Genomic DNA, 23,853 nt, shown 5'->3' with positions numbered 1-23,853 from the left:
TTAACGTTCCACCTGAATCATAAAGGTGCCTTTCAGTTTCTGTGGCATGTAATTATCGAAGAAAGCTTTGTGAGACTCCGCTGGATCAACATCTTTAAATGCCTCTGGGTAAATGGATTTCGCCAGATACTGCAGAAAGACATGATCGTAAATAGTGCGCGTGCCAGAATGGTATATGCCGTAAACGTCACCATTCTTAACCGCCGTCAATTGCTTCCAACCAGCCCGGTCAAGATATGGACGGTATCTCGCCTGTGCTTCCTCCGGCGAGATACCAAAGCCAAGCAGTGCACTGTCACCGTAGTTCGCCCAGTGAGCACCAGATACGAAAATCACCTCAGGATCTTTGCTCAGTACATATTCCGGGGTCAGCTGAGCAGACCCTTGGAATTTTCCCGTGGCAATGTTATCTGCACCAGCCATATTCAGGATATTGCCCCACATAGAATTCGAGTAAGATTTGCCATACTCATTCGGGCCACCGGTACCAAGCTCAACATATACACGGCGAGACTTGTGGTATTTCAGGTAGTTCGACACACGGTCCTGAACGTCTTTCACCGTATTTTCATATTCTGTCGCGATGGCTTCAGCACGACGTTCTGTGCCCATAACTTTGCCGATAACACGTGCACTGGTCAGGTGCCTCTCAAGAGTCTGAGCATTGAAGTCAACAACGACCACTTTGATGCCACTCTTTTCAAGAATCTCCACTTTTTCACCAAGGGCCTTAAACTGCCACGCTGCAATCAAAGCGACATCAGGTTTGATTGTGAGAAGTTTTTCGAAATCGAAAGTACCGGTGTAGATAGAACCAGAGTCTGTGATGGTTTCTAGTTCAGGAATGATTTTGCTGTAAGTCGCCCATTGAGATTGACGATAGTCCTTCCAGGATGCACGGGGAAAAATAGGTACTTTTTTGTATGCATTTGGTCCCGCGATTGCTAGATAGTCTTCAAAATAAAAGCCCAGAAAGAGACTTTCAGCCGGTTTTTCCAAATGCACGTCCCTGCCCATTACATCCTTGAAATGAATGTCTGCGAAAGCGCTCGTTATAGAGCCCACAGCCAAAGCTGCTACACCAAGTACTTTCAAAAAACGTCCCTTCATCACTTATCCTCAATTATGCTACCTGGAAAGAAATGTTATAACATAACATTTATAGAAACAACAACTGAATTGAGAACCATTATCAATAAGATAATAAATACTCACCGAATGGTTGGAGCCACAACCGATCAACCGGGGAATCAGACCTCAGACTGCTACTCTTCCAATGAAAATAAAGTCGTCTTTTTTTGTACCTTTGTATCTGCGACAGGTGTCTTTTTTTCGGATAGCTTGCTGTTAAAATGACTGACAAGCTTCCTGCATTTTTCTGCCTTATCTTCCATGTTTGGCATATCATCCAATGACTTCGCCATAAGATCATATGCTTCGGCCAAACCACTATAACCTGGGTGTGAACGGTGCAAACCATTAATCAGCTTTACTGCTGATAATGGATCTCCCGCCTGGTGACAGCAATTAGCCAGACTAAACCTCAACTCCGCTGTATCAGGCATATAGTCCTTGATTAGCCTTAACACTCGTCTATAAGAACGGTACAGTAGATCTTCTCGTCTGGATTTGATTAAAAATCTGAAGTATTTCTGAGAAAATTTGTTCAGCAGTTCTACATTTTTTGTTGCATATAAGAATTCAAAAAATCTTTCGTTAAAAACCTTGCTGTTAGGAAACTCAACAAGGGCTTTCTTATACAACGCAATCACCTCATCATAGTCACCCTCTTTAACCAGAACACTGCTCTTAGCCAATAAAATCTCTTCACTAGGTCTCACTTGGTTTTCATCACCATAATCTTCTCGAGCAACAAATCCTAAGTCCCCCTGACTTTGAAATATGATGTAGCCCATGATGTGAAAAGTGACAACCAGGTAGTAATAAAAAACGATACTCTGAAGTGTCGATGAAATGATCGAATAATCATTGCCAATTAGCTCGCTGATAACTCCAACAGATGCAGCCATAATCATAATAAACACCAGCAGAAGACCATAGGGTAATCCGATAGCAGCAATTAGACGGAACATACTTAAGGGGTTCAGCGCATCTGAGAGTTCTTCAGTAAGAGCAAAGTTAATAAGGACAGCCGGTAGGCCCACAATATAGATAATACTCAGAAGTCCCGCAAAACCTCCCCCTAAATGAGTACCTACTGCATACACCGAAAGGGACATGGCAATTAAGACAACCATAAGCAATAAAATTAACCTCACACCTCCCCCAAAGCCATCCGAGATATCGGGAGCGATAAGCAGCCCCCTCGCGGTTTGTTGCAAACAGCAAAAGCTGTATTTGACCATAACCCCGGTCAGGGCCATCAGAAGGAACAGCGAGATTAAAAACGGCAACGAAGAAACAATAGTTGAAAGAAATGAAATAATAACTATTAGCATCAATGTTGAACGATTCATTGGGTAGCGAAAACTTTCCTGTAATCTTCTCCAGAATGGTTCAATACAGTTGACAGATCCTAGATGCTCCACCTCGGTCCCGCATACAAAACAACGCTCAACACCATGGTGTCCACTTTCGTCAATGCAGTGATCACATTGCGACACCTGACAGCTTTTACAGGAATAGGTCGCAGGTACCAATGGGTGATATTTGCAATAGTCCATTATGCCTTCTCTTCTTTGTTTAGGACGCTATGAATATGTCCATGATGTTCTCTGTAGCTTGTTCATAGCTTCCTTGACTACTTTACTCTGAATACTCAGAAAAATATGGAGTTTGCCTTACTTAAAGGAGCGAATCCGCAATCTTTTCATATTTATTTTTCTTGGCCTTATTATCTAAACCTTCATAAACGACTGACAGCTTTCGAGCAAAAAACCCTAATGAAGGATGTTTTTTTTCGTTGGCATATAATATTGAAAACAGGTTTTCAGATGTCCTGATATCAGGTAGAGAGGATAACCTCCAACCTAGCTTTAACGTTTCGTCTTCATTCAGGTATTGATGTTGATCTGGATTATCAAGCCAGACCTGTTCAATCTTTTTGAGTTGAGGAGGGCTGATTTTTTCCATGGTAAATAAATCCATAAGAGACTTTTGATAGTCTCCCTTTTTCTCAATTTTTAATAAACTGTATCGTAAATATAAAAGATCAAATGTCGCCCCCTGCTCAGCGATGACTATATTCACTGCTTTTAGGGCTGCATCGAACTGAAACTTTTCGATGTGATCATAGATTCTGGCAAGCTTCTCCTGACCAGGATCAATCTTCTGATCTTCTTCAACATAGTCTTCATTAACGACCTTTAAGTGGAGTAACAACGAAACGAGAATCAGCAGACTACCAGCAATAAAACCTCCAGTATGTGCCATAAATGCGACATTTGAATCAACATTAGTAAAATAGCTATAGAGTTCATTACCAATATAGAATGGCAATAACAGTAATGCTGGTGCTCTAAAGTATCCTACAAAAATGAAAAACCAGTAGAAGAACTCGATTTTTTTAAGCCTGAAAACACCGAGGTACATAGCCATAACACCAGAGATGGAACCTGACGCACCGACCAGACTTACCGGGCTGGTCTTGTTAATTATTGCGTAAAGCAATCCACCCGCTATTCCTGAAATCAGATAAAAGATAAGGAACCGAAAATGTCCGATTGCGGCTTCTACTGCAAACCCGCAAACGATAAGAAAAAACATATTCCCTAATAAATGTCCTACACCTCCGTGCAAGAACTGGTGCGTTATCAAGGTAACTGGATCTAATTGATCGGGTCTGACGCCATAAGCCAGATTGCTCATGGATTGTATTTCTTTCTGAATAGCTTCGCGCTGTCTCCAGTGGCCTATCTGCTTAAGATTAATCGTTTTATCTCTATTAACCTTCAGGTATTCAAAAAAATCGTTATTGCTCAGCAAATGGTAGCTCAATTGCGCATAATCACCTTGCTGATATATATCATTATATTCTGCCAGCAAACGAGTTTCATTTTTTGATTCCAGGTACTTCTTAAAAACAGGCCATTCAGTACTAAAGTAACCAATACTATTATAGGAGGTGACTGCACGGCCAAACTTTTCACCATCTCCTGACTGATAAAAGAAGAAGATCAGAATATTGACCAATACGATAAAAAATAAACAAACAGGAGAATGCTTCCAATCAAAACGTTTTTCCGTTGGAATGATTACCATAGACACTGACTCCCTTCACTACGTTTTCAGAAACTTGGGGTTAGAAGACTAACATACTGTTTATTTTTTTCAGAATAAAGTAAAAACAGGTACGACAACGGTCTTTAACAAATGCCAACCATGATGATTGATAGGAGAATCAGTATGTCGAAAATCGTTAACGCTGATATCTGATTACTCTGAAAGCCTCTCGGCTCCCCTGCTGGAAAAGTCAGGTACTGTCTCAAACAGCCACTGTACCGGCGCTGCAATCAACAGTTATATAAAGTGACTCTAAAGAATCGTTGTAAAAACCGTTTTAGATAAACGGTTTCAGATAAGTTATGGTTGAAATTAATCACCTCAATTTCAACCATATTTAATCATTAAACATTCACTCAGTACCCCCCGAAAAATATCAGGGGTTACTGGCTTTAAGAACGATCAACCCGCTCAAGAACGCTCTTTATCACTGGTTAATGACAGTATCCAGACAGTAAAAACAGATACCCCGACAAAGCCAATCAGCAGAATGAGTGGCATCGCTGAGTATCCCAGTATCTGCCAGATAATGTATTCTAAAGTACTCATGGACTCTAACTCCTTCTTTTTATCTACTGCCAGCCAGGGACATCAGACATATCGGGTAATTGGTGAGCGATCCCCTTGTGACAATCAACACAGGTTTTTTCACCGGAAGCCAGGGCCGTTGAATGCTGTTTAACGCTTCGCTGTCCCTGTTCAGAAAAGTCCATAAAATCAAAATCATGGCAATTTCGACATTCCTGAGAGTCATTCTCCTTCATACGCTGCCACTCACGCAGGGCTAAGTGCTTTCTGCGAGCGTAGAATTTTTCTTCCGTGGAGATATTACCCATCACGAATGCAAAGACTTCTTTGCTTGCCTGAACCTTACGAACAATTTTGTCCGCCCAGTTATGAGGAACATGACAATCGGAGCAAATGGCCCTGACACCGGAACGGTTCGAATAGTGAATAGTTTCCTTTATCTCATTAACTATGGGCTCATGACAACTGGCACAGAATGCCTCTGAATTAGTTGCCTCCATCCCTGTATTGAAGGCCCCCCAAAACAGGATTCCACCAACAAACCCCATCCCAATCACCACGCCTACTGCCGCGTTACTTGGTTTACATAACTTTCGCCAAAAATTCGACACAAGTTTCATATCACAACCCCATCCTGTCTTTCAGGAAAAATCAGCGCAAAGAATCCACTCGCTTAAATTCGTTCTCTACCAACGGTGCCGCATCCGCCTGGGTTACATGACACTGTAAGCAAAAGTAACGCCGTGGAGACACATCCGAGAGAACCTGCCCTTCTCTACTCTGGTAGTGAGTCACGCTGATTTTTGTGGCCCCCATTTCCCCGGCATATTTCCAGCTATGGCATGACAGACACTTATTCGCGTTTAAAGACACTTCGTAATGACGGGTCTGATGAGGAATAAGAGGCGGCTGATAAACATAGTCTCGGTCGATCGGGCTTCGATCTTTTTCAACACGCTTCATCGGGTCGGCTTTACGGGTAGTATCCAATTCAGTAATCCCTCGTAATGAGGCAACACCACCGTTATTTACATTTTCTATATTAGCGACTTCAGTACTTTGTACAGGGAGCGAGTACAATGCTCCTGTAACCAGCAGTGCTATCAAAACTTGTTTCATGGTTAAATCTCCGCCTAATGGCTATTGCGTCTGATTAAACTTTGCTGATCTTGACAGCACATTTCTTAAAATCCGTCTGCTTCGATAATGGATCTGTAGCATCCAGAGTTACCTTGTTAATCAGCACTCTCGCATCAAACCAGGGAACAAAGACCAAACCCTCAGGAGGTCTGTTACGTCCTCGGGTTTCAACACGGCAGCGTACTTCTCCGCGAACCGATTCAATAAGCACTTCATCACCACGACGCAAGTTACGCTTTGCAGCATCTTCCGGATGGATATAGCAAAGTGCATCCGGAACAGCCCGATACAGTTCAGGAACGCGACGAGTCATGGTTCCTGAATGCCAATGCTCCAATACACGCCCTGTACAGAGCCACAGATCGTACTCTTCATTGGGCACTTCAGGGGGCTGCTCATAAGGGGCAAAAATGATATTTGCCTTATTGTCCGGCTTTCCGTAAAACTGAAAGCCGGTTCCCTTTTCTACATAGGGGTCAGAGCCTTCAGCAAAACGCCACTGGGTTTCTTTACCATTGACCACCGGCCAACGCAGGCCACGTTCCTGGTGATAACGATCATAAGGCGCCAGGTCATGACCATGTCCCCGTCCAAAAGCTGCATATTCTTCAAACAGCCCTTTTTGCACATAAAACCCCTGATCACGGGCATCATCATTCAACTCCTGAGCTTCACTGAGAGGGAATGCGTCAACTTGCTGGTTACGATAAAGCACGTCGTAGACAGTTTTTCCACGATACTCAGGCATGCTGGCAAGTAGATCTTCAGGCCATACATCTTCTATGTTGAAGCGTTTGGAAAACTCCAGTAATTGCCAAAGATCGGATTTAGCACCTTCGATAGGCTTAACTTGTTGATACCAGGCCTGTGTGCGACGCTCAGCATTACCATAAGCACCTTCTTTTTCCACCCACATGGCCGTAGGTAAAATCAGGTCGGCAGCCTGAGCCGTCACTGTCGGATAGGGATCAGAACAAACAATAAAGTTTTCAGGATTACGATAGCCTGGTAGCCCTTCTTCCATCAGGTTAGGAGCGGCTTGCATATTGTTGTTGCACATCACCCAATAGGCGTTCATATCACCATCTTTCAGGCGTCGATGTTGTTCAACGGCGTGAAAGCCCGGCTTGGCGGGAATAGTACCTTCCGGTAGCTTCCAGATTTTTTCTGCGATATCCCGGTGTTCCTTTTTGGTCACCACAAGATCTGCGGGCAGTCGGTGAGAAAAAGTTCCTACCTCACGCGCTGTTCCACAAGCTGAAGGCTGTCCAGTTAATGAAAACGGACTGTTTCCCGGCTGCGAAATCTTACCGACCAGCAGATGAATGTTATAAACCAGACTATTCATCCAGACACCTCGGGTATGCTGGTTCATCCCCATCGTCCAAAGGGACATCACCTTGGTTTTTGGGTCGGCATAAAGTTTGGCAAGGGTAATCAGTTTTTCTTCTGATACCCCGGAAAGTTGAGATACTTTTTCCACAGAATATTCGGCAACTGAAGCTTTATATTCTTCAAAGGTCATCGGGTGCATTTTGCCGGAATTTGGGTTGGCGGCTGCTTTCTGCATCGGATGCTCATTACGCAATCCATAACCAATATCCGTAGTTGCACGCTTAAAATGGGTGTGTTTATTCACAAACTCCCAGTTAACCGCATCCGTCTCGATAATGTAGTTGGCTATATAATTGGCGATGGCCAAATCTGTTTGAGGAGTGAAAACAATCTCATTATCTGCTAACTCAAAAGACCGATGCTTGAAGGTTGAAAGCACACTCACTCTGACATGCGGATGGCTTAAGCGGCGATCTGTCAGACGGGTCCATAGGATAGGATGCATCTCCGCCATATTGGAGCCCCAGAGCACAAAAGCATCGGCATGTTCAAAGTCGTCATAGCACCCCATGGGTTCATCAATCCCGAAGGTACGCATAAAACCACCAACGGCGGATGCCATACAGTGACGCGCATTCGGATCGATATTATTAGAACGAAAACCAGCCTTCATTAACTTGGACGCGGCATAGCCTTCCATCACCGTCCATTGACCCGAGCCAAACATGCCAACGGAAGTGGCCCCTTTAGCTTTTAATGCAGCTTTCCACTTGTCAGCCATTACATCAAAAGCCTGATCCCAGGAAACAGGAGCAAAATCACCATCCTTATCATATTGACCGTTTTTCATACGCAATAAAGGTGTGGTTAAACGGTCTTTCCCATACATGATTTTTGATAGGAAATATCCCTTTACGCAATTCAGTCCTTTATTAACAGGTGCCTCAGGATCACCTTGTGTAGCCACAACCCGACCATCCTGGGTTCCTACCAATACCGAGCAACCGGTACCACAAAACCGACAAGGTGCTTTGTCCCACTTGATCTTAGTTTCATCACTGCTGGCAATTAAATTGGTAGCAGACACCGATAAGTTCACACCGGCAAGCGCAGCTGCTGACGCTGCTGCATTAGCCTTTATAAGTGCACGTCTGGTAAGTTTCATAAATCGTCCTCACATGACGAATCAAGTTGTTCAATTTGATGGAAGATTAAAGACGTGCTTAGTACGTCCTTTAAATTGTTAATTTTGTCGATGATGTCGGTTATGTATTTTTGCTTTGTCGTTTCTAAAACCACGACAATTTTTCCTTCTTCACTGTCTCCATATATTTCAACATCATCTAACTCAGCTACTCTCGCCTTAACCGTTTCCAGACAATCTGGGCGCACATGGACGATTAAGCTTGAAACATGAACTTCTTGGTTTTCCATCTTTGTCCTTACACTCCCCCTGATCTTAAACTCTTCACGTCTATTGCCTTCGCTGGACACACAGATACACAGGCACCACAGCCTGTGCAATCGGAGAGATTCACCGCAGGGGAGACAAAAAGCGTACTATTGAAACTAAACTGTATGGCCTCAGGCTCGCAGGATTCAGCACAACTTCTGCAATAAACAGATTGTTGATTGAGGCAGTTTTCTGAAACTCCGGCCTTTAAGTCCCAGGGTGATAATTGAGTCAGATCGAAAAGACTTTCATCACATGCCTCGGCACATGCTGAACAAAGAGTGCATTCTCCGACAGAAAAATCGACTTCAGGATAACCACCATCCCCATTTTTAATGATTCCCGTCGGGCAAGCAGTGACGCACTGGTTACATCGAGTGCATAATTCTGTAAAATCCTCCGTCCCTTTCAACCAAGGCATGCGAATCGCATTCGAGGCAACAACTTTCCCTCTGAAAAGGGCTCTTCTTTGTACATCAATACCCATGCCTTGCCCCAACTCTACGCATAACCATTTATTCGATAAGGTTATAAAACACCTCAATTACATTCTCTCTTGCCAATCGACAAAAGAAATTGAGATAAATCAATAAGTGCGATTTATACACACTAGAGAAGCGTAGACAGCATTAGGATAAAAAGCCAAGAAGGAGGTGATCGCAAAGAAATACAATAACAAGCCAGGATTGGAGCTGATCAATAGTCAGTAACCTGCGAACAAGTCCTTTGGGTTCGCTGAGAACATAATGGACTTATTCGAAGATCCCCTGAAAGAAGGTCAGATTTTCTCTAAAAACTCTACCACCAGAGAAACTCTTCTATTTTGTGCACGCCCTTCTGACGTTTCGTTTGATGCCACAGGTTGGGTATCCGCATATCCCACCACTCGGAGCTTAGCGGGATCATAGCCACCGGAAATAAGATACCGAGCCACTTGAGTTGCACGACTCGAAGATAGCTCCCAGTTGGATGGGTAACGACTACTGAATATGGGTTGATTATCGCTGTGCCCCTCTACTGAAACGCGACCGCCCTTATCCATAAGAATCTTCAGCAGGTCTTCCAACAGATAGAGCCCCTCCTGTTTCAACTCAGCACTGCCCAGCGGGAACAGGATGTTATCTTGCAGTTCTAACAGAGCCCCCTGTGCAAGGGGTTTAACGTTAACCCGTTTATCCAAACCTTCGGCGGCCAACTGCTTTACCATCCGCTCAAATGCTGAAGAAGGTGACGGAAATTCAACAGCCGCTTCCTCAACAAGAGATTCCACTGAATCAGAATCAACTAACGGTTGAGGCTGTGACGGGGCTTGAGGCAGAGGTGGAACTTGAGATTGAAGCTGGGGCTGAGATTGAAAATCAGCCACTAATGGAAACTCAGATTGTGTTTCTTCTGCTGTCACAGAGGGCTCTTCAAAGGAAGCTTCTGCAATGTCTACAGCCAAACCTGACGGCTTAAGAACTGACTCTTGAGTGGCTGGCTTCCTCGGAGTTAACTTTCCAGACTCTTGTTCTGTTTGAGCAAGTACGGTTAACTCAGGCCGTTGAGGCTTTGACTGACGAAATCCCTGCCCCTGTGCTTGGTTGAGTGCTAGTGAGGTTATTTTTATAGAAGGCTGGGGCTGAGAAGTTTCTTCAAAGTCTCCCCAGGAAACCTCAACATCCATCACGGATAATGTCGATGTTTCGGTCACTTGCAGCGCTTCCTTGGACACGGGGTTCGCTGCCGCCGAGTCTGCTGTAGCCTGGCCAGAAAGCGGAGGAGTCAGTATCGGCCTGTTAAGCAGAACCTGTTGAGTTTGGACGACTGGGGATTCCGACACCGCCTGTTCGTCTGATGCCGTAGTTTGATTTCCGAGAGCCAGAAGGACCACCAACAAAGTGATAAACAGAGTCAATATATCGATATAGCCCAACAACCAATTGTCACGCCATTCAAAATCAAGTGCACGCCCTTCCCAGGGATCAGCAGGGGTAGCAAAAGCACCGATTGTTGCCTGTTGTTGAAAATGTCGCATGATGGTTGGCAAGATTCTCTAACTTAGATTAGGAGGCCTTCAACAATCCTGTCATCGTAGCCATGCCAGAAACACCACCCTGCATTTCCTCTTCCTGTCTGATAACCAGAGATTGCAGCGTATCTTGCATCTGGGAAGGATGCTCCTTCTTGTAAAGCATGACCAGTAGCTCATACTTTACATTGTGCCAAGCCAGCTTTTCCCGAGCCCGATACTCCATTTTCATTGCCACGGGCTTAATAATAAGATTGGCTGCAACAAGGCCATATCCTGTTGTAATCAATGCAAATCCCATTGAAGCTCCGACTGCGGTTAATCCTTCATCCCCCAAACTAAAGAGCATATGAGCAAGTCCCAGCAGCGTACCTAACATACCAAACGCAGGAGCAAAGCCCGCCAGAGCGTGCATGATCTGCAGGCGTCGTTTCTCCTCTTCCTTAATGCTGGATATACGCCAGGTCAAGGCACGGCTGATATCTTCGGCAGAGCTTCCATCGACAATTAACTGTGCTCCTTGCTGAAGAAACGGGTCTGCCAGCTTCCTTGCATAGGCATCCGCCCAGCGAATACGACCACGGCGATAATTTTCTGCAACATTAAGCAAGATATCCCGATCATGACCAAGTTTGGGATTATGGATCTTAAATACCTGTGGCAGACTCCAGAACAAAGATTCAAGCCTCTCAGCACTTTCACTAACCACTGCTGTCAACAAAGTGCCGCCAACGACAAAGATAAAACCTACCGTTGCCACCACCCAACCAGAGGTTGCACCCAGAACAAGAGTAATAGCTGAGAACGCGACAGCTAATGTGCAGATAACTAATGCAACAGTACGGTTCATCACATATCTCCTGGATTCATCTGGTCTGTATAGACAGCAGTGTTACGGGGTTGGTATGACATTGCTATAACTCACAGCAAATAACACACCACAATTAGACATTTCCTTAAAAAACAGCAAACTGCACAAAGAACACGACCTAGAGGAGGGGAAAACAAGAGCAAGCGACAACCACTAACAAAGCAACAAGGCAAGACTCTGCCGCCCAATGCGGCAAAGTGGATTCAGACCACAGGGAAAACAAAATAATATAATAAGACTTACCCCTGGTGCCCAGTAATAACGGCCAACACGGGGAACACTTCTAAACTCCTGATCAACACTTCTAAACTCCCGGCAGCTCTTTCGGTTTTAACCCTCAATCACCTAGCGTCAGACAGGCCGTATACAATTGCGACCTTCCTGCTTGGCCTGATAGAGCGCCTCATCGGCTCGACGAATCAAATCATCGGCATTGTCTCCGGCTCTAACTTCGGTAACCCCACCACTCAGAGTGGCAGGCTCACCATCGAGATAAACCGCAAAACTCGCTGTTTCAATTGATTTACGTGTTTTCTCGGCTAATTGGACTGCGTTTTCAAGCGAACAGTTATGAGCCAGAACTATCAACTCATCTCCCCCCCACCGGCAAAGTACATCAGACTCTCGCATAGCCTCTCGGATAACCTGAACAACGTTTTGAATAACCCGGTCACCTTCCAAGTGGCCGAGGGTGTCATTGATACGCTTGAAATGATCAATGTCCATCAGAATAACTGAAAACGTTAATTCATCACGACGATAACGCTGCAGTGCCTGCTCCAAAGTCAGATCAAACATCGAGCGATTCCCCACGCCTGTCAATTTGTCCCGGGACGCCATGGTCTCCAGACGGGAATGGAAACGATTAACGGTATAACTGACGATGAGAATAGTCATTGCTATAACAACTAAGCCAACAAGCGTATTGATTATCAGACTCTCACGAATAGAGGCCAGCGCTTCTGATTCTTGTTGCTCAACAATCACCCGCCACCCCAGTTCAGGAATGTGGCGGCTGCTTACCAGCATACTCTCGCCATCACGCTCATATTCAAAGAACCCCTGATCGACCTCCAGTATTGCAGGAGCAACGGCGGATATACCTGCGGCCGAACGAATATTATCCTCGGCCACTGGCGCACCCTCAGAACGCACCAGAATATCTCCGTCATCATTAACGAAGTAAATATGCCGTCCATAGTTTTCTTTATAACGGCCGACAATATTCGCTACAGTGCCGAATTTCAGCCCAACACCGACAACCGCAATGAGCTTTCCGTCATAACCCTCAACTTTGTGGTTAATGAAGATGGTCAGGGTATCCCCCTGCTCTGCGTTGAAATCCACATTAAGCTCGAAGGGCTCCGGCATATCGCGAACACGGAAATACCAGGCATCCCTGGGGTCTTCTTCAGAAACGACCTGACTCAGGCCGGTAAAATGATAATAATTGCCGGTTCTCTCAGAGACCAGAAAACTGGTAAAGACGTTGTAGTTTCTGCGAATTTCAGCCAGGTAACGCGTAATTTTTTCCAAATCCTGCTCACCATCCACCAGCCAATCTTTCACTAAGGTGTCATTGGCCATCAGAGACGAAACAAAAACGGGTCGGAGCAAATCCCGCTGAATTTCAGAATATATATTGTTGCTGGTCAGAGGCAGTTCGTTGTCAATTATCGCCTCACGCAAACTGTTCTTGGAAACATAGTAGCTACTGACATTAGTGATTAAAAATCCTCCGATGAGGATCAAACTAACAAGCGCTATCAATGGTTCTCGCACCGACAGCGTATTATTCCAGCCCAACTTCATTTCATATCCTTCCCCGAAGGGTATCTGTAGGGCAAGAATATAGAGCCTTCACCAGAAGGATGGAATAGAAATGGTGACAATACACTGATAAACCCAAAAACCGATGTCTGTTTGATACCTATACACTATACCTTCTTACAATAGCAAAACGATAAAACACCTTTCCGATAGCTATTAACTATCAAACAAATAACGTCAATTAATTTTAAGTATATCAATATATATCCTATTGTAGTTCTCGACGAATCTAATTATCGACCGACCAAATTGATAAGAGAGGACAGGGATATGACAAAGAAATTAACCACTGCTGCGGGTTGCCCGGTAGCAGATAACCAGAATGTAATGACCGCGGGGTCTCGTGGCCCGCAATTGCTTCAGGATGTATGGTTCCTGGAAAAGCTTGCCCACTTTGATCGTGAAGTCATTCCTGAAAGACGTATGCACGCGAAAGGCTCTGGTGCTTACGGCACGTTTACAGTCACCAACGACATCTCAAACTACACGCGCGCTAAGATTTTTTCTGAAGTGGGCAAGGAAACTGAGCTTTTTGCTCGTTTTACAACCGTTGCCGGAGAACGTGGTGCAGCTGACGCGGAGCGGGATATTCGCGGATTTGCATTGAAATTCTATACCGAAGAGGGCAACTGGGATCTGGTGGGCAACAACACACCGGTATTTTTCCTCCGTGATCCACTGAAATTTCCCGATCTTAACCATGCCGTTAAACGGGATCCGCGCACCAATATGCGTAGCGCTCAAAATAACTGGGATTTCTGGACCTCACTACCTGAAGCTCTGCACCAGGTAACGATTGTCATGAGCGATCGGGGTATCCCTGCCTCATACCGCCATATGCATGGTTTTGGTAGCCACACCTTCAGCATGATTAATGCTGATAATGAGCGTGTATGGGTCAAATTTCACTTCCAGACCAATCAGGGAATCAAAAACCTAAGTGATCAGGAAGCAGAAAAGCTGGTAGGCCAGGACCGTGAAAGTCATCACCGTGACCTTTACGAGAGTATTGAAAAAGGTGACAACCCCTCCTGGAAGCTCAGTATTCAAGTTATGAGTGAAAAACAAGCTGAAGAAAGCCCTTTCAATCCCTTTGATCTAACCAAGATCTGGCCAAAAGCTGATTATCCTCTGATAGAAGTGGGCAAACTGGAGCTGAACCGTAACCCGGAGAACTTTTTCGCTGAAGTTGAGCAGTCTGCGTTTAATCCAGCCAATGTCGTACCCGGTATCAGCTTCTCGCCTGACAAAATGTTGCAGGGACGTTTATTCTCCTACGGCGATGCCCAGCGGTATCGACTGGGAGTCAACCACCATCAAATACCTGTTAACGCTCCAAAATGCCCGGTTCATAGTTATCACCGTGATGGAGCCATGCGTACCGATGGCAATTTTGGCAGCACCATTGGTTACGAGCCGAACAGCAGTGGCCAGTGGCAACAGCAACCTGATTACACAGAACCGGCAATGGCACTTTCCGGAGCTGCCGCTCACTGGGATCACCGAGAAGATACGGACTATTACTCACAACCAGGAAATCTGTTTCGACTAATGACCCCGGAGCAACAGCAAAAGTTGTTTGAAAATACGGCCAGATCACTGGGTGGTGCTTCTGTCGATATTCAAAAGCGTCATATCAACAACTGCCAGCAGGCAGACCCGGCTTATGGTGAAGGGGTCGCCAAGGCTCTGGGGCTTTCCCTGTAAACAGCCACTCTAAGACGAATGACCGGTATCTAACCCAGCCCAGGAAAGCGAGCAGGGAATAGCAGCAGCGAAGGAACCTCTGAAAAAGTACCCAGTGCTCATAGAACAAAGATGGAGCTTAATCGGAGGTTTCCTGACCTGCTGTTGACTCAATATAAACCAGATGATCACGCATGAAGATTATCTATCGTTCTGTGGATATTCTTGCTTTGGGAGCAGGTACGCTGGGCGTATTTTTACCCCTCTTACCTACCAGCTGTTTTGTTCTACTTGTCCCAGGGTGTTTTGCTAAATCTTCTCCCCGCGGGCACGCTTGGCTGCAAAGCAACCCGCTACCGGGAAGCACGTAGACCTCAATCACACTGGCCCCATCCGTATAGCAATTCTGGCACTACCGCTTTGAATACTGACGTGAATACTTATTCACTTCTAATCGCCTGATATTTAGCGATTTTTCCAGCCCATCTACTATTTTACAGCCCCAAACCTCACGCTCGGCACGAGTCCGGGTTTAAACAATAATAACAATGGGGTGCAGCCTATGAGAGCCATCGGGCAGCCCCGCTTCATTCCGCACAGGAGGTGTTTGTGAAAATATCCCAAAAAGTCCCGTTGGTCGTTTCTGCCATCATTATTCTCGCATTCTCAGTATTTTCCTGGATTCAGTATCATATGGTACGAGATGCGCTCTACGAAAAAACAGGCAACAGTATTAATGAAGCTTCAGTTGTCCTGTCACACCAGATAACCAACTGGTTGAACGGAAAACTGGCCCTCATTGACCTGATGGCACAGACTATAGCAGCTGACTACAACACCGATACCATTCAGAACACCATGAACACTCCGTTACTGAAGGACGAATTTATTCTGATATTTGGGGGCCTGGAGACAAACGGGAAACCCATTTCGAATGATCCAAGCTGGTCACCTCCCAACGATTGGGACGCAAGAAAACGTCCATGGTATCCCCTCGCCCGAGCCCATAACAGAGCCCTGCTGACAGATCCTTATGCCGATTCAGCAACTAACGATATTCTCATTTCTGCGGTGGCAAATATTACTGACAACGGAACCTTCAAAGGAGCTGTTGGTGGAGACCTGAGCCTGAAAACCGTTTCAGATGCGGTAAACACTCTTAATTTTAACAACACCGGCTACGCCTACTTGATCAACGCTGACGGAGAGATCATTAGCCACCCTGACAGCAGCCTGAACGGAAAACAATTAACGGCACTGTTTGGTGAAAAACGCCCATCACTCACACCAGACCTGCAGGAACTGGAACTTGAAAACCGTTCAGTACTTACCGCGTTCCGTCCTCTGGAAAACCTCTACGGCAGCGAATGGTTAATCGGTGTGGTCCTGGAAAAAGACAAGGTGATGGCAGATGCCTATAACCTCAGTCTCAACGCCGTTATCGGGGCAGTAATCAGCGCCCTGGTTGCTTCATTGGTCCTCTACATGATTATGGGCCGTCTACTACTGACTCCTATCCGTAATCTCACTGAAATTGCCGATGAAATCAGCCGGGGGAAATTAGGCATTGAAATTAATGAAACTAAACGTTCAGATGAAATTGGAGCACTTTCAAAGGCTATAGAACGTATGGGAATCAGCCTGCAAATGGCATTTGATCGATTGAAGAAAAAGTAACCTGAAGCCCAATTTGGCAGGGCTTAAACCAGAAGTCCTGCTTTCTAAAAATTTTCCATTAAAATCCATAGTAATCTGACAAGTTATTTTTCTGTAATAACACCTCTCCATTGATATCTGTCAAGATCAATACCCTATCAAAAACAAAACCATCCAAAATCCAGTTGTAGTGACTTGATTCAACTGATAAATTACCGCCATCAAACAATCGTTTGGAACGAGACCGTACCAGAAACCTGACCATGGATGGGGAAAGCCTCTCCCCGTAAAAACCTTACCGCCCTTTCTATATCGACATAAGTGCCAAGACTATAGAAGGTGGTCATTTGTATTTTGCCAAGATCCGTTTCAATAAACAGAATTCTTCACACAAATGACATCGCAAAGCGACAGCAAGCAGGATATACCCGTCTCATGCTCTAAATAGAGTCTTTAGAGACGAATTTGTACAGCGTTATGTCAAAGATAGTAAATAAGGAAGTTGTTACATGAGTTCAGCAGACATTATTGCACCGACATTAACCTCATTGATTGTGCCGACAACAGTAGACTTATCCACAGGAGATACTGGATTAACCCTTGCAGCCAGCGCTAGTGATGACCTATCAGGAGTCAATAAGCTTGTCGTCTATTTTGATAATACCTTGTCCTATCGCCATACTCTCAACTCTGAAGGTGACTACACCAATACTGCTTTTTTGGGACTCTATGGAATTTATGATTCCTGGGAAGATGGCAGCTCAATTCAAACTTTCGGTATCGGAGAAACAAACAATAGTGGCACCTACACCGTTGAGCGCGTAAGTATCACAGATCAACAAGGTAATGCTCGGACTTATTACACCGAAGAATTGGATTCCATGGGGATCAATACCACAGTCGATTTAATCGGCTCGACACAAGATGTCACAGCTCCCCTATTAACCTCATTGACAATCCCAACGACGATAGATCTAAGAACAGGGATTTATGATTCCTGGGAAGATGGCAGTTCAACTCAAACTTTCGGCATCGGAGAAACAAACAATAGTGGCACCTACACCGTTGAGCGCGTAAGTATCACAGATCAACAAGGTAATGCTCGGACTTATTACACCGAAGAATTGGATTCCATGGGAATCAACACCTCCGTCGAGTTTTTCGGAACTGAAATACCTGAACCTGAACCTGAACCTGAACCAGAACCAGAACCTGAACCAGAACCAGAACCTGAACCTGAACCTGAACCTGAACCTGAACCTGAACCTGAGCCTGAACCAGAGCCTGAACCAGAGCCTGAACCAGAGCCTGAACCAGCACCTGAACCAGAACCAGAGCCTGAACCTGAACCTGAACCTGAACCTGAACCTGAACCTGAACCTGAACCTGAACCTGAACCTGAACCTGAAATCATCGATGATGATGGCAATCTTTGGGATTCTTCAATCAGTATTGGGAGTAACATTATCGAAGCCGAAGAGGCTCAGCTGTATAGATCCTACTACGGAGCATTAGGTCGACTTCCTGACGAGGAGGGCTACAACTGGTGGCTTAATGAAATACAGGAAGGACGCCATGATCTAAACTCAATGGCAGCGGGATTTATCGACTCCGAAGAATTCGTAACACTGGCCGATAGCGATGCTGATGACATTATAAGCAACGAAGAGCTAATCACGCATATTTATAGTGGTGTCTTTGGCAGAGAACCCGACCCATCAGGGTTTGATTTTTGGGTTGAAGCACTCACTTCAGGTGAAAAAACACAAGCAGGTGCTTTCATCGATATGACACAATCCAACGAATATGTCGAACTGACTTATATAACTGTAAGCAACATGCTCTTTTTAGAGGGCCTTTAAGCACTCAATTAACGGCTTATAATGATCCCCCCTCACTGACAACAGCCTAGATGATAGGCTAGGCTGTTGTCAGGCTGATCTACATTTGTTGAATCACCATTCCAGCCTCCTGGAGCGCCTATTCTTTGTCAAAAACCAGACTAAAGTTCACCGGTATAACCAATGAAATAACAGGGAGGTTAGCAATTTTTCGGAGTGCTTCCACGCCACCATCCAGACCAAAATCAGCAGCTTTCAATGCAATAGGCTTCGCCGTGCTTACCTGAATGCGCTCATCACTCAGTTTGAAGACATTCAAAGTAGCTGGTTGTGCTTTTTCAATTCCAAACAGTGAAAGTGTTCCTTCAATCTTCAGTTGCTTTCGTTCACCCGCCTTAAGACTATCCAGGCTAGCAGCATCTAAACTCACCTGGTATTTTGCAGATGGGAACTTAGCCGTGTCGAAAAGCATGCTTTGCATTCGCTGATCACGAATTTCAATACCCGTACTGACAGAGGTCAGATCCAGCTCTAGGACAGCATCACCGCTATCGCTGATAGAGCCCTGATAACGATTGAATGTATGGGATTCATAGACATGATTTTTCTTGATCGATGAAAAATTAAAATCAGAGTCAGTAGGGTTAAGTTTCCAGTCAGCCTGAGCGACCGTCGTCACACCGGCTAGACACAAAGCTGTCAGCATAGATTTCATAGAATTGTCCTTAACTTTTTTGGTAGTTGTCTATAAATCTCGAAGAAATGAGATATCTCAATTATTAATATTAGTGGCGAAAGAGTATTACAGGAATTGCGCCCTCCCTACAACCAGCAAAGCCCATCAGACACACCGGAGGCTTTCTCTTCGGCAAACTGAGCAATATAAAGTAATATGAAACCTTTCGGGAACCTCTTAACGCCCTCTTCTTTACATCGCATAATGCGGTGGGAACCGGGAGAACCAACCAAGGGACTATTAGCGTGCCATTTATCCATATCAAATCACTGCCATTTGAGACAGCTATCGATATTCAGCCGGTCGTCGAAGCAATAACCCTGGATTTCGCCAAAGGAACCGATGTCGCCGCCGAACATGTCTCCGCGACCTGGGAGTTCTTTAACGCCGGACATTATGCCGTCGCTGGAAAGGCGCCAAAGTATCAGCCGGAAAACTCTCACCCGATTCTGGTTGACTTGCTGGCTCCAGACTTTCACTCCAAGGCGCATATTGAGAAGATGCTCAGCATCGTTGCTGAGAGTGTGTCAAAGCGATTGGGAGTTTCTATCAATAATATTTTTGTCAATCATCGCCAGGCAGCGACCGGAATGGTATTTGACCAAGGAAAAGTGGTCCGCTGGTAACGCTTCCCCTAAGCCATCTCCGGGCTTCCCGACGACTATCTTCTGAGTAGTACCTATACATCAAAATTCTATCCGGGCGCAACAGCGAACAACGTGTGGCGTTATCACATCCGGTATTGAATCAACTGATTAAACCAAAACTTTCACCCATATCACTTACCGTTTAAGCAGGTGATATGGAGCGTGAAAGCTATGCAAAAATCCTGGTTTGAATAAAAACAGCTTTAAATACAGACGATCTTCGTAAGAAAACAGCCCCTACACCTTCATGACTTTCCTCTTGCTATTCCGACTATTGCAGCTCGCCATGAGCTTTCCCCAAATAGTCTTCAACAATATCAGTAATGGCCCCTCTCTCACGCAAGCTCTGAACGGCAATTCGCAGGCGACCAATCAGGTCCTTGCTGAGATCATTCTTTATACAGACCAACCATATGGGCAACTCAGTAAGGATCAGTGGAGTTCCGACATTATCAGCTCCCCAACCAATCTTTTTCAGATTATGTAGATGACTACCTATCGCACCGGCGACCGCTTCCACACGACCGCGTTTCAACATCAGGGCATCCTGGTAATAGTTTTTGGTTTTGACCTTATTAAGGGTGTTATCGTTATCAAAACGAGGATGGAAAGCGACCCCTCTCGCAACAGCGATAGAAATACTTTTCAAATCTTCATAGTCATTCAGGTGAATACCTGCTCTTGGAAGAACGCCCAAACGAACAGACTTACCAATCGGTTCAACAAGAATATTCTGTTCCGATATCAAAGGAGTACTGGCAAACAGAGAGCAATTTCTCTCTTTGGCAATCAAGGCTGACATTAAACGCTTATGTGGCAGAATCACTGTATCCTGCAAAAATCCCGCTTCTTCCAATACCGCATTAGCAATATCGTACAAATACCCCTTGGGAATACCAGCTTCAGAGAAAAAACCATAAGGCGACTGCCCCATAATTCCAAATCTGATTGGGTTTAGCTGTTCAGTCGCCCGAACGGAATCCATATCAATCAGGAGAACAGCGATAAGAAGATACATCCATTTGTCGCCCCTCCGACGCATAGACAAGCGTCGCAACGGACAGAACAGCAAATGATGCAGTATCGATGGAAGACTTATACTTACAGGAGTATCTCTACTTGACAGAAAATACATGAGAGAACCAAAAAACATTACGCTAAAACTCTCCTTGAATTCAGCTATCCAGCTCTCGCTGACAATATCACGTTTACTATAGCCTATGAGTGATAGGTTTTATTTCAACGCCTTTGCTTCCAGCGGCAGTAATAGCCGCTTAGCATAAATTTCAGTCCCCATATTTAAAGTCCGTACATATCGATACATTTTTGATACCTGTTACTGCTAGAACCGCTTCACGCATCAGTCGATAATGATTCTGGGTCCAAGTTTGTCAGAATCACCAGACTATGATTAATAGACAACGGTCAGTTCCCTTTTCAGTGACGCATTGGGGTACGACGATGGCACTTTTTTGGCATTACCTGACTAACAGTGAGCTAGAGAAAAGAACAATGGCGACAGAGCATAACGGACAACATCTCCTGGTTGTTGAAGATGACTGGAGACTTGCGCAACTCACACAGGAATATTTACAGCAACGAGGTTTTCAGGTCGATCATGAGCCCCGTGGCGATACTGCGGTAAAACGTATTTTAGAAGAACAACCAGACTTGGTAATACTTGATCTGATGCTACCAGGCCTGGATGGTATTGAAGTCTGCAAGCAGATTCAATCCGGTTATCAGGGCCCCGTCCTGATGTTAACGGCCAGAGATGAAGAAATTGACCAGATTTTTGGATTGGAAATAGGTGCTGACGACTACATCACCAAACCGGTCCATCCAAGACTCCTGCTTGCCCGCATTAATGCCTTACTACGCAGGGCCGGTAATCATCAACCTGCCAGTCAGGAGGCTAAGCAGCGACTCAATTTTGGCACATTGCAAATCAATTGTGCATCACGCCAGGTAGAGCTGATGAAAAAAGAAATCGAATTAACCACGAATGAATTTGAATTGCTCTGTTTTTTAGCCGCTCGAGCAGGCGAAGTGCAGAGCCGTGAGCAAATATTAAAAGCTCTTCGAGGCATAGATTATGATGGCATCGATCGCTGGGTCGATATCCGCATATCAAGATTACGCCAGAAGTTAGGAGATGATGCCCACCAACCACAGCGTATCAAAACTGTGTGGAACAAAGGTTATCTTTTTGTAGCGGATGCCTGGAATAACCATGTTTAGACTTTTTTTCCCTCTCTATCTGATCCTTATATTGTTCAGTATTGCCGTTCTCTCAGGTGTCGAATACCTGCCGGAAAAACTGTTGAACAAGGAAATCTCAGAATTTGATACCCGTGTTTCCCAGGGTACCTTCGAGCTGCTTGAAGATTCGATCGAATCTATCGCGGGTCCGGCAGGCAGCAACATAGTACAGGAAGATAACGCGATTGCTGAAATACAACCTCATTTCGGTTACCAGATTACGCTGATGAGCCGTGAGACAAGCCGGCTGGATGATGACAGCTGGCAGCAACTCATGAATGGCCAAACAGTTACTCAGATTATTCAGGAATCAGAAATTTATTATCGACGCTATCAGGATACCAATAGGGTTTTAACCATTAGTTTCGGCGACTCAACAGCAGAAACCGCTCACCGTGAATCTCAGGGAACCTACTACCTGATTGAGCAACAATTAAAGCAGCAACCCCAAAGCCAATGGCCGTTAACTATCGCCGAATTGAGACCTAGATTTGGCTTTCCTCTGGAGCTACAGGATTTGGATCCGTCACTGTTTAATACTGAGCAATTAGAGTGGCTGCTAGCTGGAAAAATCCTTTATGTCGATAGAGAAAGTCATGACTGGAAGATCCATAAACGTTTATTCGACACCGACATAATCCTTACCGCCGGTCCAATCCCTTTGCCTATTTCTACGGCCAAGTTAAACAGCATTGTCATCTTCATTCTGGTAGCCTTATTAGCTATTGCAATCCTTTTATGGGTTATTCCATTATGGAAATCCATTCGTGAACTCAGTCGTGCCGCCGACGCATTCGGACTTGGCGACCTGTCCGCTCGAGCCGGTATCCGCCGCCACTCAGCCCTTGGCGGACTGGCATCACAGTTTAATACCATGGCCATTCAAATATCCCAGTTAATCAACGGCCATCGTGAGCTCACCAACGCCGTATCCCACGAATTACGTACTCCAATTGCTCGTATGCGTTTTGGGATTGAAATGCTTGATGACGCAGACAACGCAGAAGATCGCAGCCGTTTTCTCGACAGCCTTAACAGTGATGTGGACGAACTTGATTCTCTGGTTGATGAGTTGTTGGTTTATGCTCGTTTCGAAAGCAGTGCTCCATTAGCCGAGCCAGAAAACATTCCTCTGCTGTCCTGGTTCAACAAACTGATTGAACATGCCAAAGGCTATGCCGGTGATACTGATATCACTCTGAACGCAAAGGGAATTACAGAGCATGATTACCATTTGATGCGTTCACGAGACATGGTTCGGGCACTACAAAATCTACTGCGAAATGCCAGCCGCTATGCCCACCATGAAATACGTGTCGAACCGGTTAAAGACCCCAGCTCCGCATTTTCTCTGGTTATTCATGTTGACGACGATGGCCCGGGAGTTCCTGTTGAACATCGACAACGGATATTTGAAGTGTTTTCCCGCATTGAAGAAAGCCGCGACAAGCAATCCGGTGGGTACGGCTTAGGATTGGCTATCACTCGAAAAATTATCGAGTCTCATTCGGGAACGATAGAGTCGGGAGAATCCCCGCTAGGTGGCGCACGCTTCACCATTTCTCTCCCCTAACCCTTCTCTGATTAAGCCCCTGTATTTTCACCATGGGGCTTT

Annotated in this window: 21 protein-coding genes; 7 read left to right on the top strand and 14 right to left on the bottom strand. The window is 45.2% G+C overall.

What is annotated here, in order from left to right:
* From BGP75_RS23240 to BGP75_RS23185, 12 genes are all read right to left on the bottom strand, one after another.
* Entirely contained in the window at positions 1-1,110 is a 1,110-nt protein-coding gene (locus BGP75_RS23240) for an ABC transporter substrate-binding protein (RefSeq protein WP_076721305.1), read from the bottom strand.
* Between the two features lie 155 nt (positions 1,111-1,265).
* Complete coding sequence (locus BGP75_RS23235; RefSeq protein WP_076721304.1) at positions 1,266-2,477, bottom strand: M48 family metallopeptidase; 1,212 nt, start codon at positions 2,475-2,477, stop codon at positions 1,266-1,268.
* 328 nt (positions 2,478-2,805) lie between these two features.
* On the bottom strand, positions 2,806-4,221 hold the full coding sequence (locus BGP75_RS23230; RefSeq protein WP_076721303.1) for a rhomboid family intramembrane serine protease: 1,416 nt from the start codon (positions 4,219-4,221) through the stop codon (positions 2,806-2,808).
* Between the two features lie 432 nt (positions 4,222-4,653).
* The gene (locus tag BGP75_RS23225; protein ID WP_076721302.1) at positions 4,654-4,791 is read right to left on the bottom strand and encodes a TIGR02808 family protein; all 138 of its coding nucleotides are present in this window, start codon (positions 4,789-4,791) and stop codon (positions 4,654-4,656) included.
* Positions 4,792-4,814: 23 nt separating this feature from the next.
* Positions 4,815-5,390 carry a NapC/NirT family cytochrome c gene (locus BGP75_RS23220; RefSeq protein WP_076721301.1) on the bottom strand — a complete coding sequence of 192 codons (576 nt, stop codon included), beginning with the start codon at positions 5,388-5,390 and terminating at the stop codon, positions 4,815-4,817.
* Between the two features lie 31 nt (positions 5,391-5,421).
* A complete protein-coding gene (locus tag BGP75_RS23215) occupies positions 5,422-5,889 on the bottom strand; it encodes a nitrate reductase cytochrome c-type subunit (protein WP_076721300.1) in 468 nt (155 codons plus the stop codon).
* Positions 5,890-5,923: 34 nt separating this feature from the next.
* A complete protein-coding gene (gene napA, locus BGP75_RS23210; protein WP_076721299.1) occupies positions 5,924-8,410 on the bottom strand; it encodes a periplasmic nitrate reductase subunit alpha in 2,487 nt (828 codons plus the stop codon).
* Positions 8,407-8,679 (bottom strand): chaperone NapD, encoded by a 273-nt coding sequence (locus tag BGP75_RS23205; RefSeq protein ID WP_076721298.1) that lies wholly within the window; start codon positions 8,677-8,679, stop codon positions 8,407-8,409. Before BGP75_RS23205 ends, napA begins: the two co-directional genes overlap by 4 nt.
* A gap of 8 nt (positions 8,680-8,687) precedes the next feature.
* Positions 8,688-9,185, bottom strand: coding sequence for a ferredoxin-type protein NapF (napF, locus tag BGP75_RS27840; RefSeq protein ID WP_076721297.1), 498 nt, complete (start codon positions 9,183-9,185; stop codon positions 8,688-8,690).
* A gap of 291 nt (positions 9,186-9,476) precedes the next feature.
* Positions 9,477-10,715 (bottom strand): OmpA family protein, encoded by a 1,239-nt coding sequence (locus BGP75_RS27525; RefSeq protein ID WP_076721296.1) that lies wholly within the window; start codon positions 10,713-10,715, stop codon positions 9,477-9,479.
* A 28-nt stretch (positions 10,716-10,743) separates the two neighbouring features.
* Positions 10,744-11,559 carry a motility protein A gene (locus tag BGP75_RS23190; RefSeq protein ID WP_076721295.1) on the bottom strand — a complete coding sequence of 272 codons (816 nt, stop codon included), beginning with the start codon at positions 11,557-11,559 and terminating at the stop codon, positions 10,744-10,746.
* Between the two features lie 372 nt (positions 11,560-11,931).
* Complete coding sequence (locus BGP75_RS23185; RefSeq protein ID WP_076721294.1) at positions 11,932-13,392, bottom strand: sensor domain-containing diguanylate cyclase; 1,461 nt, start codon at positions 13,390-13,392, stop codon at positions 11,932-11,934.
* Between the two features lie 288 nt (positions 13,393-13,680).
* On the opposite strand from BGP75_RS23185, the gene BGP75_RS23180 reads away from it, so the two are divergent.
* The 4 genes from BGP75_RS23180 (at position 13,681) to BGP75_RS26670 (ending at position 18,614) form a co-directional block, all read left to right on the top strand.
* Positions 13,681-15,117 (top strand): catalase, encoded by a 1,437-nt coding sequence (locus BGP75_RS23180; protein WP_076721293.1) that lies wholly within the window; start codon positions 13,681-13,683, stop codon positions 15,115-15,117.
* Positions 15,118-15,290: 173 nt separating this feature from the next.
* On the top strand, positions 15,291-15,467 hold the full coding sequence (locus BGP75_RS27835) for a DUF454 family protein (RefSeq protein WP_083705006.1): 177 nt from the start codon (positions 15,291-15,293) through the stop codon (positions 15,465-15,467).
* Positions 15,468-15,705: 238 nt separating this feature from the next.
* Positions 15,706-16,773 (top strand): cache domain-containing protein, encoded by a 1,068-nt coding sequence (locus BGP75_RS23170; protein ID WP_076721292.1) that lies wholly within the window; start codon positions 15,706-15,708, stop codon positions 16,771-16,773.
* Between the two features lie 488 nt (positions 16,774-17,261).
* The gene (locus BGP75_RS26670; RefSeq protein ID WP_083705005.1) at positions 17,262-18,614 is read left to right on the top strand and encodes a DUF4214 domain-containing protein; all 1,353 of its coding nucleotides are present in this window, start codon (positions 17,262-17,264) and stop codon (positions 18,612-18,614) included.
* A 118-nt stretch (positions 18,615-18,732) separates the two neighbouring features.
* Here the strand turns inward: BGP75_RS26670 and BGP75_RS23145 are convergent, their stop codons facing one another.
* The gene (locus tag BGP75_RS23145) at positions 18,733-19,308 is read right to left on the bottom strand and encodes a YceI family protein (RefSeq protein WP_076721290.1); all 576 of its coding nucleotides are present in this window, start codon (positions 19,306-19,308) and stop codon (positions 18,733-18,735) included.
* Positions 19,309-19,574: 266 nt separating this feature from the next.
* Here BGP75_RS23145 and BGP75_RS23140 point away from each other — a divergent pair, with 266 nt between their 5' ends.
* A complete protein-coding gene (locus tag BGP75_RS23140) occupies positions 19,575-19,955 on the top strand; it encodes a hypothetical protein (protein ID WP_076721289.1) in 381 nt (126 codons plus the stop codon).
* Between the two features lie 292 nt (positions 19,956-20,247).
* Here BGP75_RS23140 and BGP75_RS23135 read toward each other — a convergent pair whose 3' ends face one another.
* Positions 20,248-20,994 carry an ABC transporter substrate-binding protein gene (locus BGP75_RS23135; RefSeq protein WP_076721288.1) on the bottom strand — a complete coding sequence of 249 codons (747 nt, stop codon included), beginning with the start codon at positions 20,992-20,994 and terminating at the stop codon, positions 20,248-20,250.
* A gap of 443 nt (positions 20,995-21,437) precedes the next feature.
* Between BGP75_RS23135 and BGP75_RS23130 the strand changes: the two genes are divergently transcribed.
* Positions 21,438-22,217, top strand: a complete 780-nt coding sequence (locus tag BGP75_RS23130) for a response regulator (protein ID WP_304441984.1) — start codon at positions 21,438-21,440, stop codon at positions 22,215-22,217.
* Positions 22,210-23,811, top strand: a complete 1,602-nt coding sequence (locus tag BGP75_RS23125; protein ID WP_076721287.1) for a HAMP domain-containing histidine kinase — start codon at positions 22,210-22,212, stop codon at positions 23,809-23,811. The genes BGP75_RS23130 and BGP75_RS23125 overlap by 8 nt, the downstream gene beginning before the upstream one ends.
* Positions 23,812-23,853: the final 42 nt, after the last annotated feature.

Origin of the sequence: Motiliproteus sp. MSK22-1 (genome assembly GCF_001968815.1) — a bacterium.
In the GTDB taxonomy this organism is placed as follows: domain Bacteria; phylum Pseudomonadota; class Gammaproteobacteria; order Pseudomonadales; family Balneatricaceae; genus Motiliproteus.
This window is presented reverse-complemented; position numbering and strand designations above follow the sequence as displayed.

Bases quoted from the DNA above. Each gene is read 5' to 3' on its own strand.
- BGP75_RS23240 (WP_076721305.1), bottom strand. From the start codon at position 1,110: ATGAAGGGACGTTTTTTGAAAGTACTTGGTGTAGCAGCTTTGGCTGTG.
- BGP75_RS23235 (WP_076721304.1), bottom strand. From the start codon at position 2,477: ATGAATCGTTCAACATTGATGCTAATAGTTATTATTTCATTTCTTTCA.
- BGP75_RS23230 (WP_076721303.1), bottom strand. From the start codon at position 4,221: ATGGTAATCATTCCAACGGAAAAACGTTTTGATTGGAAGCATTCTCCT.
- BGP75_RS23225 (WP_076721302.1), bottom strand. From the start codon at position 4,791: ATGAGTACTTTAGAATACATTATCTGGCAGATACTGGGATACTCAGCG.
- BGP75_RS23220 (WP_076721301.1), bottom strand. From the start codon at position 5,390: ATGAAACTTGTGTCGAATTTTTGGCGAAAGTTATGTAAACCAAGTAAC.
- BGP75_RS23215 (WP_076721300.1), bottom strand. From the start codon at position 5,889: ATGAAACAAGTTTTGATAGCACTGCTGGTTACAGGAGCATTGTACTCG.
- napA (WP_076721299.1), bottom strand. From the start codon at position 8,410: ATGAAACTTACCAGACGTGCACTTATAAAGGCTAATGCAGCAGCGTCA.
- BGP75_RS23205 (WP_076721298.1), bottom strand. From the start codon at position 8,679: ATGGAAAACCAAGAAGTTCATGTTTCAAGCTTAATCGTCCATGTGCGC.
- napF (WP_076721297.1), bottom strand. From the start codon at position 9,185: ATGGGTATTGATGTACAAAGAAGAGCCCTTTTCAGAGGGAAAGTTGTT.
- BGP75_RS27525 (WP_076721296.1), bottom strand. From the start codon at position 10,715: ATGCGACATTTTCAACAACAGGCAACAATCGGTGCTTTTGCTACCCCT.
- BGP75_RS23190 (WP_076721295.1), bottom strand. From the start codon at position 11,559: ATGAACCGTACTGTTGCATTAGTTATCTGCACATTAGCTGTCGCGTTC.
- BGP75_RS23185 (WP_076721294.1), bottom strand. From the start codon at position 13,392: ATGAAGTTGGGCTGGAATAATACGCTGTCGGTGCGAGAACCATTGATA.
- BGP75_RS23180 (WP_076721293.1), top strand. From the start codon at position 13,681: ATGACAAAGAAATTAACCACTGCTGCGGGTTGCCCGGTAGCAGATAAC.
- BGP75_RS27835 (WP_083705006.1), top strand. From the start codon at position 15,291: ATGAAGATTATCTATCGTTCTGTGGATATTCTTGCTTTGGGAGCAGGT.
- BGP75_RS26670 (WP_083705005.1), top strand. From the start codon at position 17,262: ATGAGTTCAGCAGACATTATTGCACCGACATTAACCTCATTGATTGTG.
- BGP75_RS23145 (WP_076721290.1), bottom strand. From the start codon at position 19,308: ATGAAATCTATGCTGACAGCTTTGTGTCTAGCCGGTGTGACGACGGTC.
- BGP75_RS23135 (WP_076721288.1), bottom strand. From the start codon at position 20,994: ATGTATCTTCTTATCGCTGTTCTCCTGATTGATATGGATTCCGTTCGG.
- BGP75_RS23130 (WP_304441984.1), top strand. From the start codon at position 21,438: ATGGCACTTTTTTGGCATTACCTGACTAACAGTGAGCTAGAGAAAAGA.
- BGP75_RS23125 (WP_076721287.1), top strand. From the start codon at position 22,210: ATGTTTAGACTTTTTTTCCCTCTCTATCTGATCCTTATATTGTTCAGT.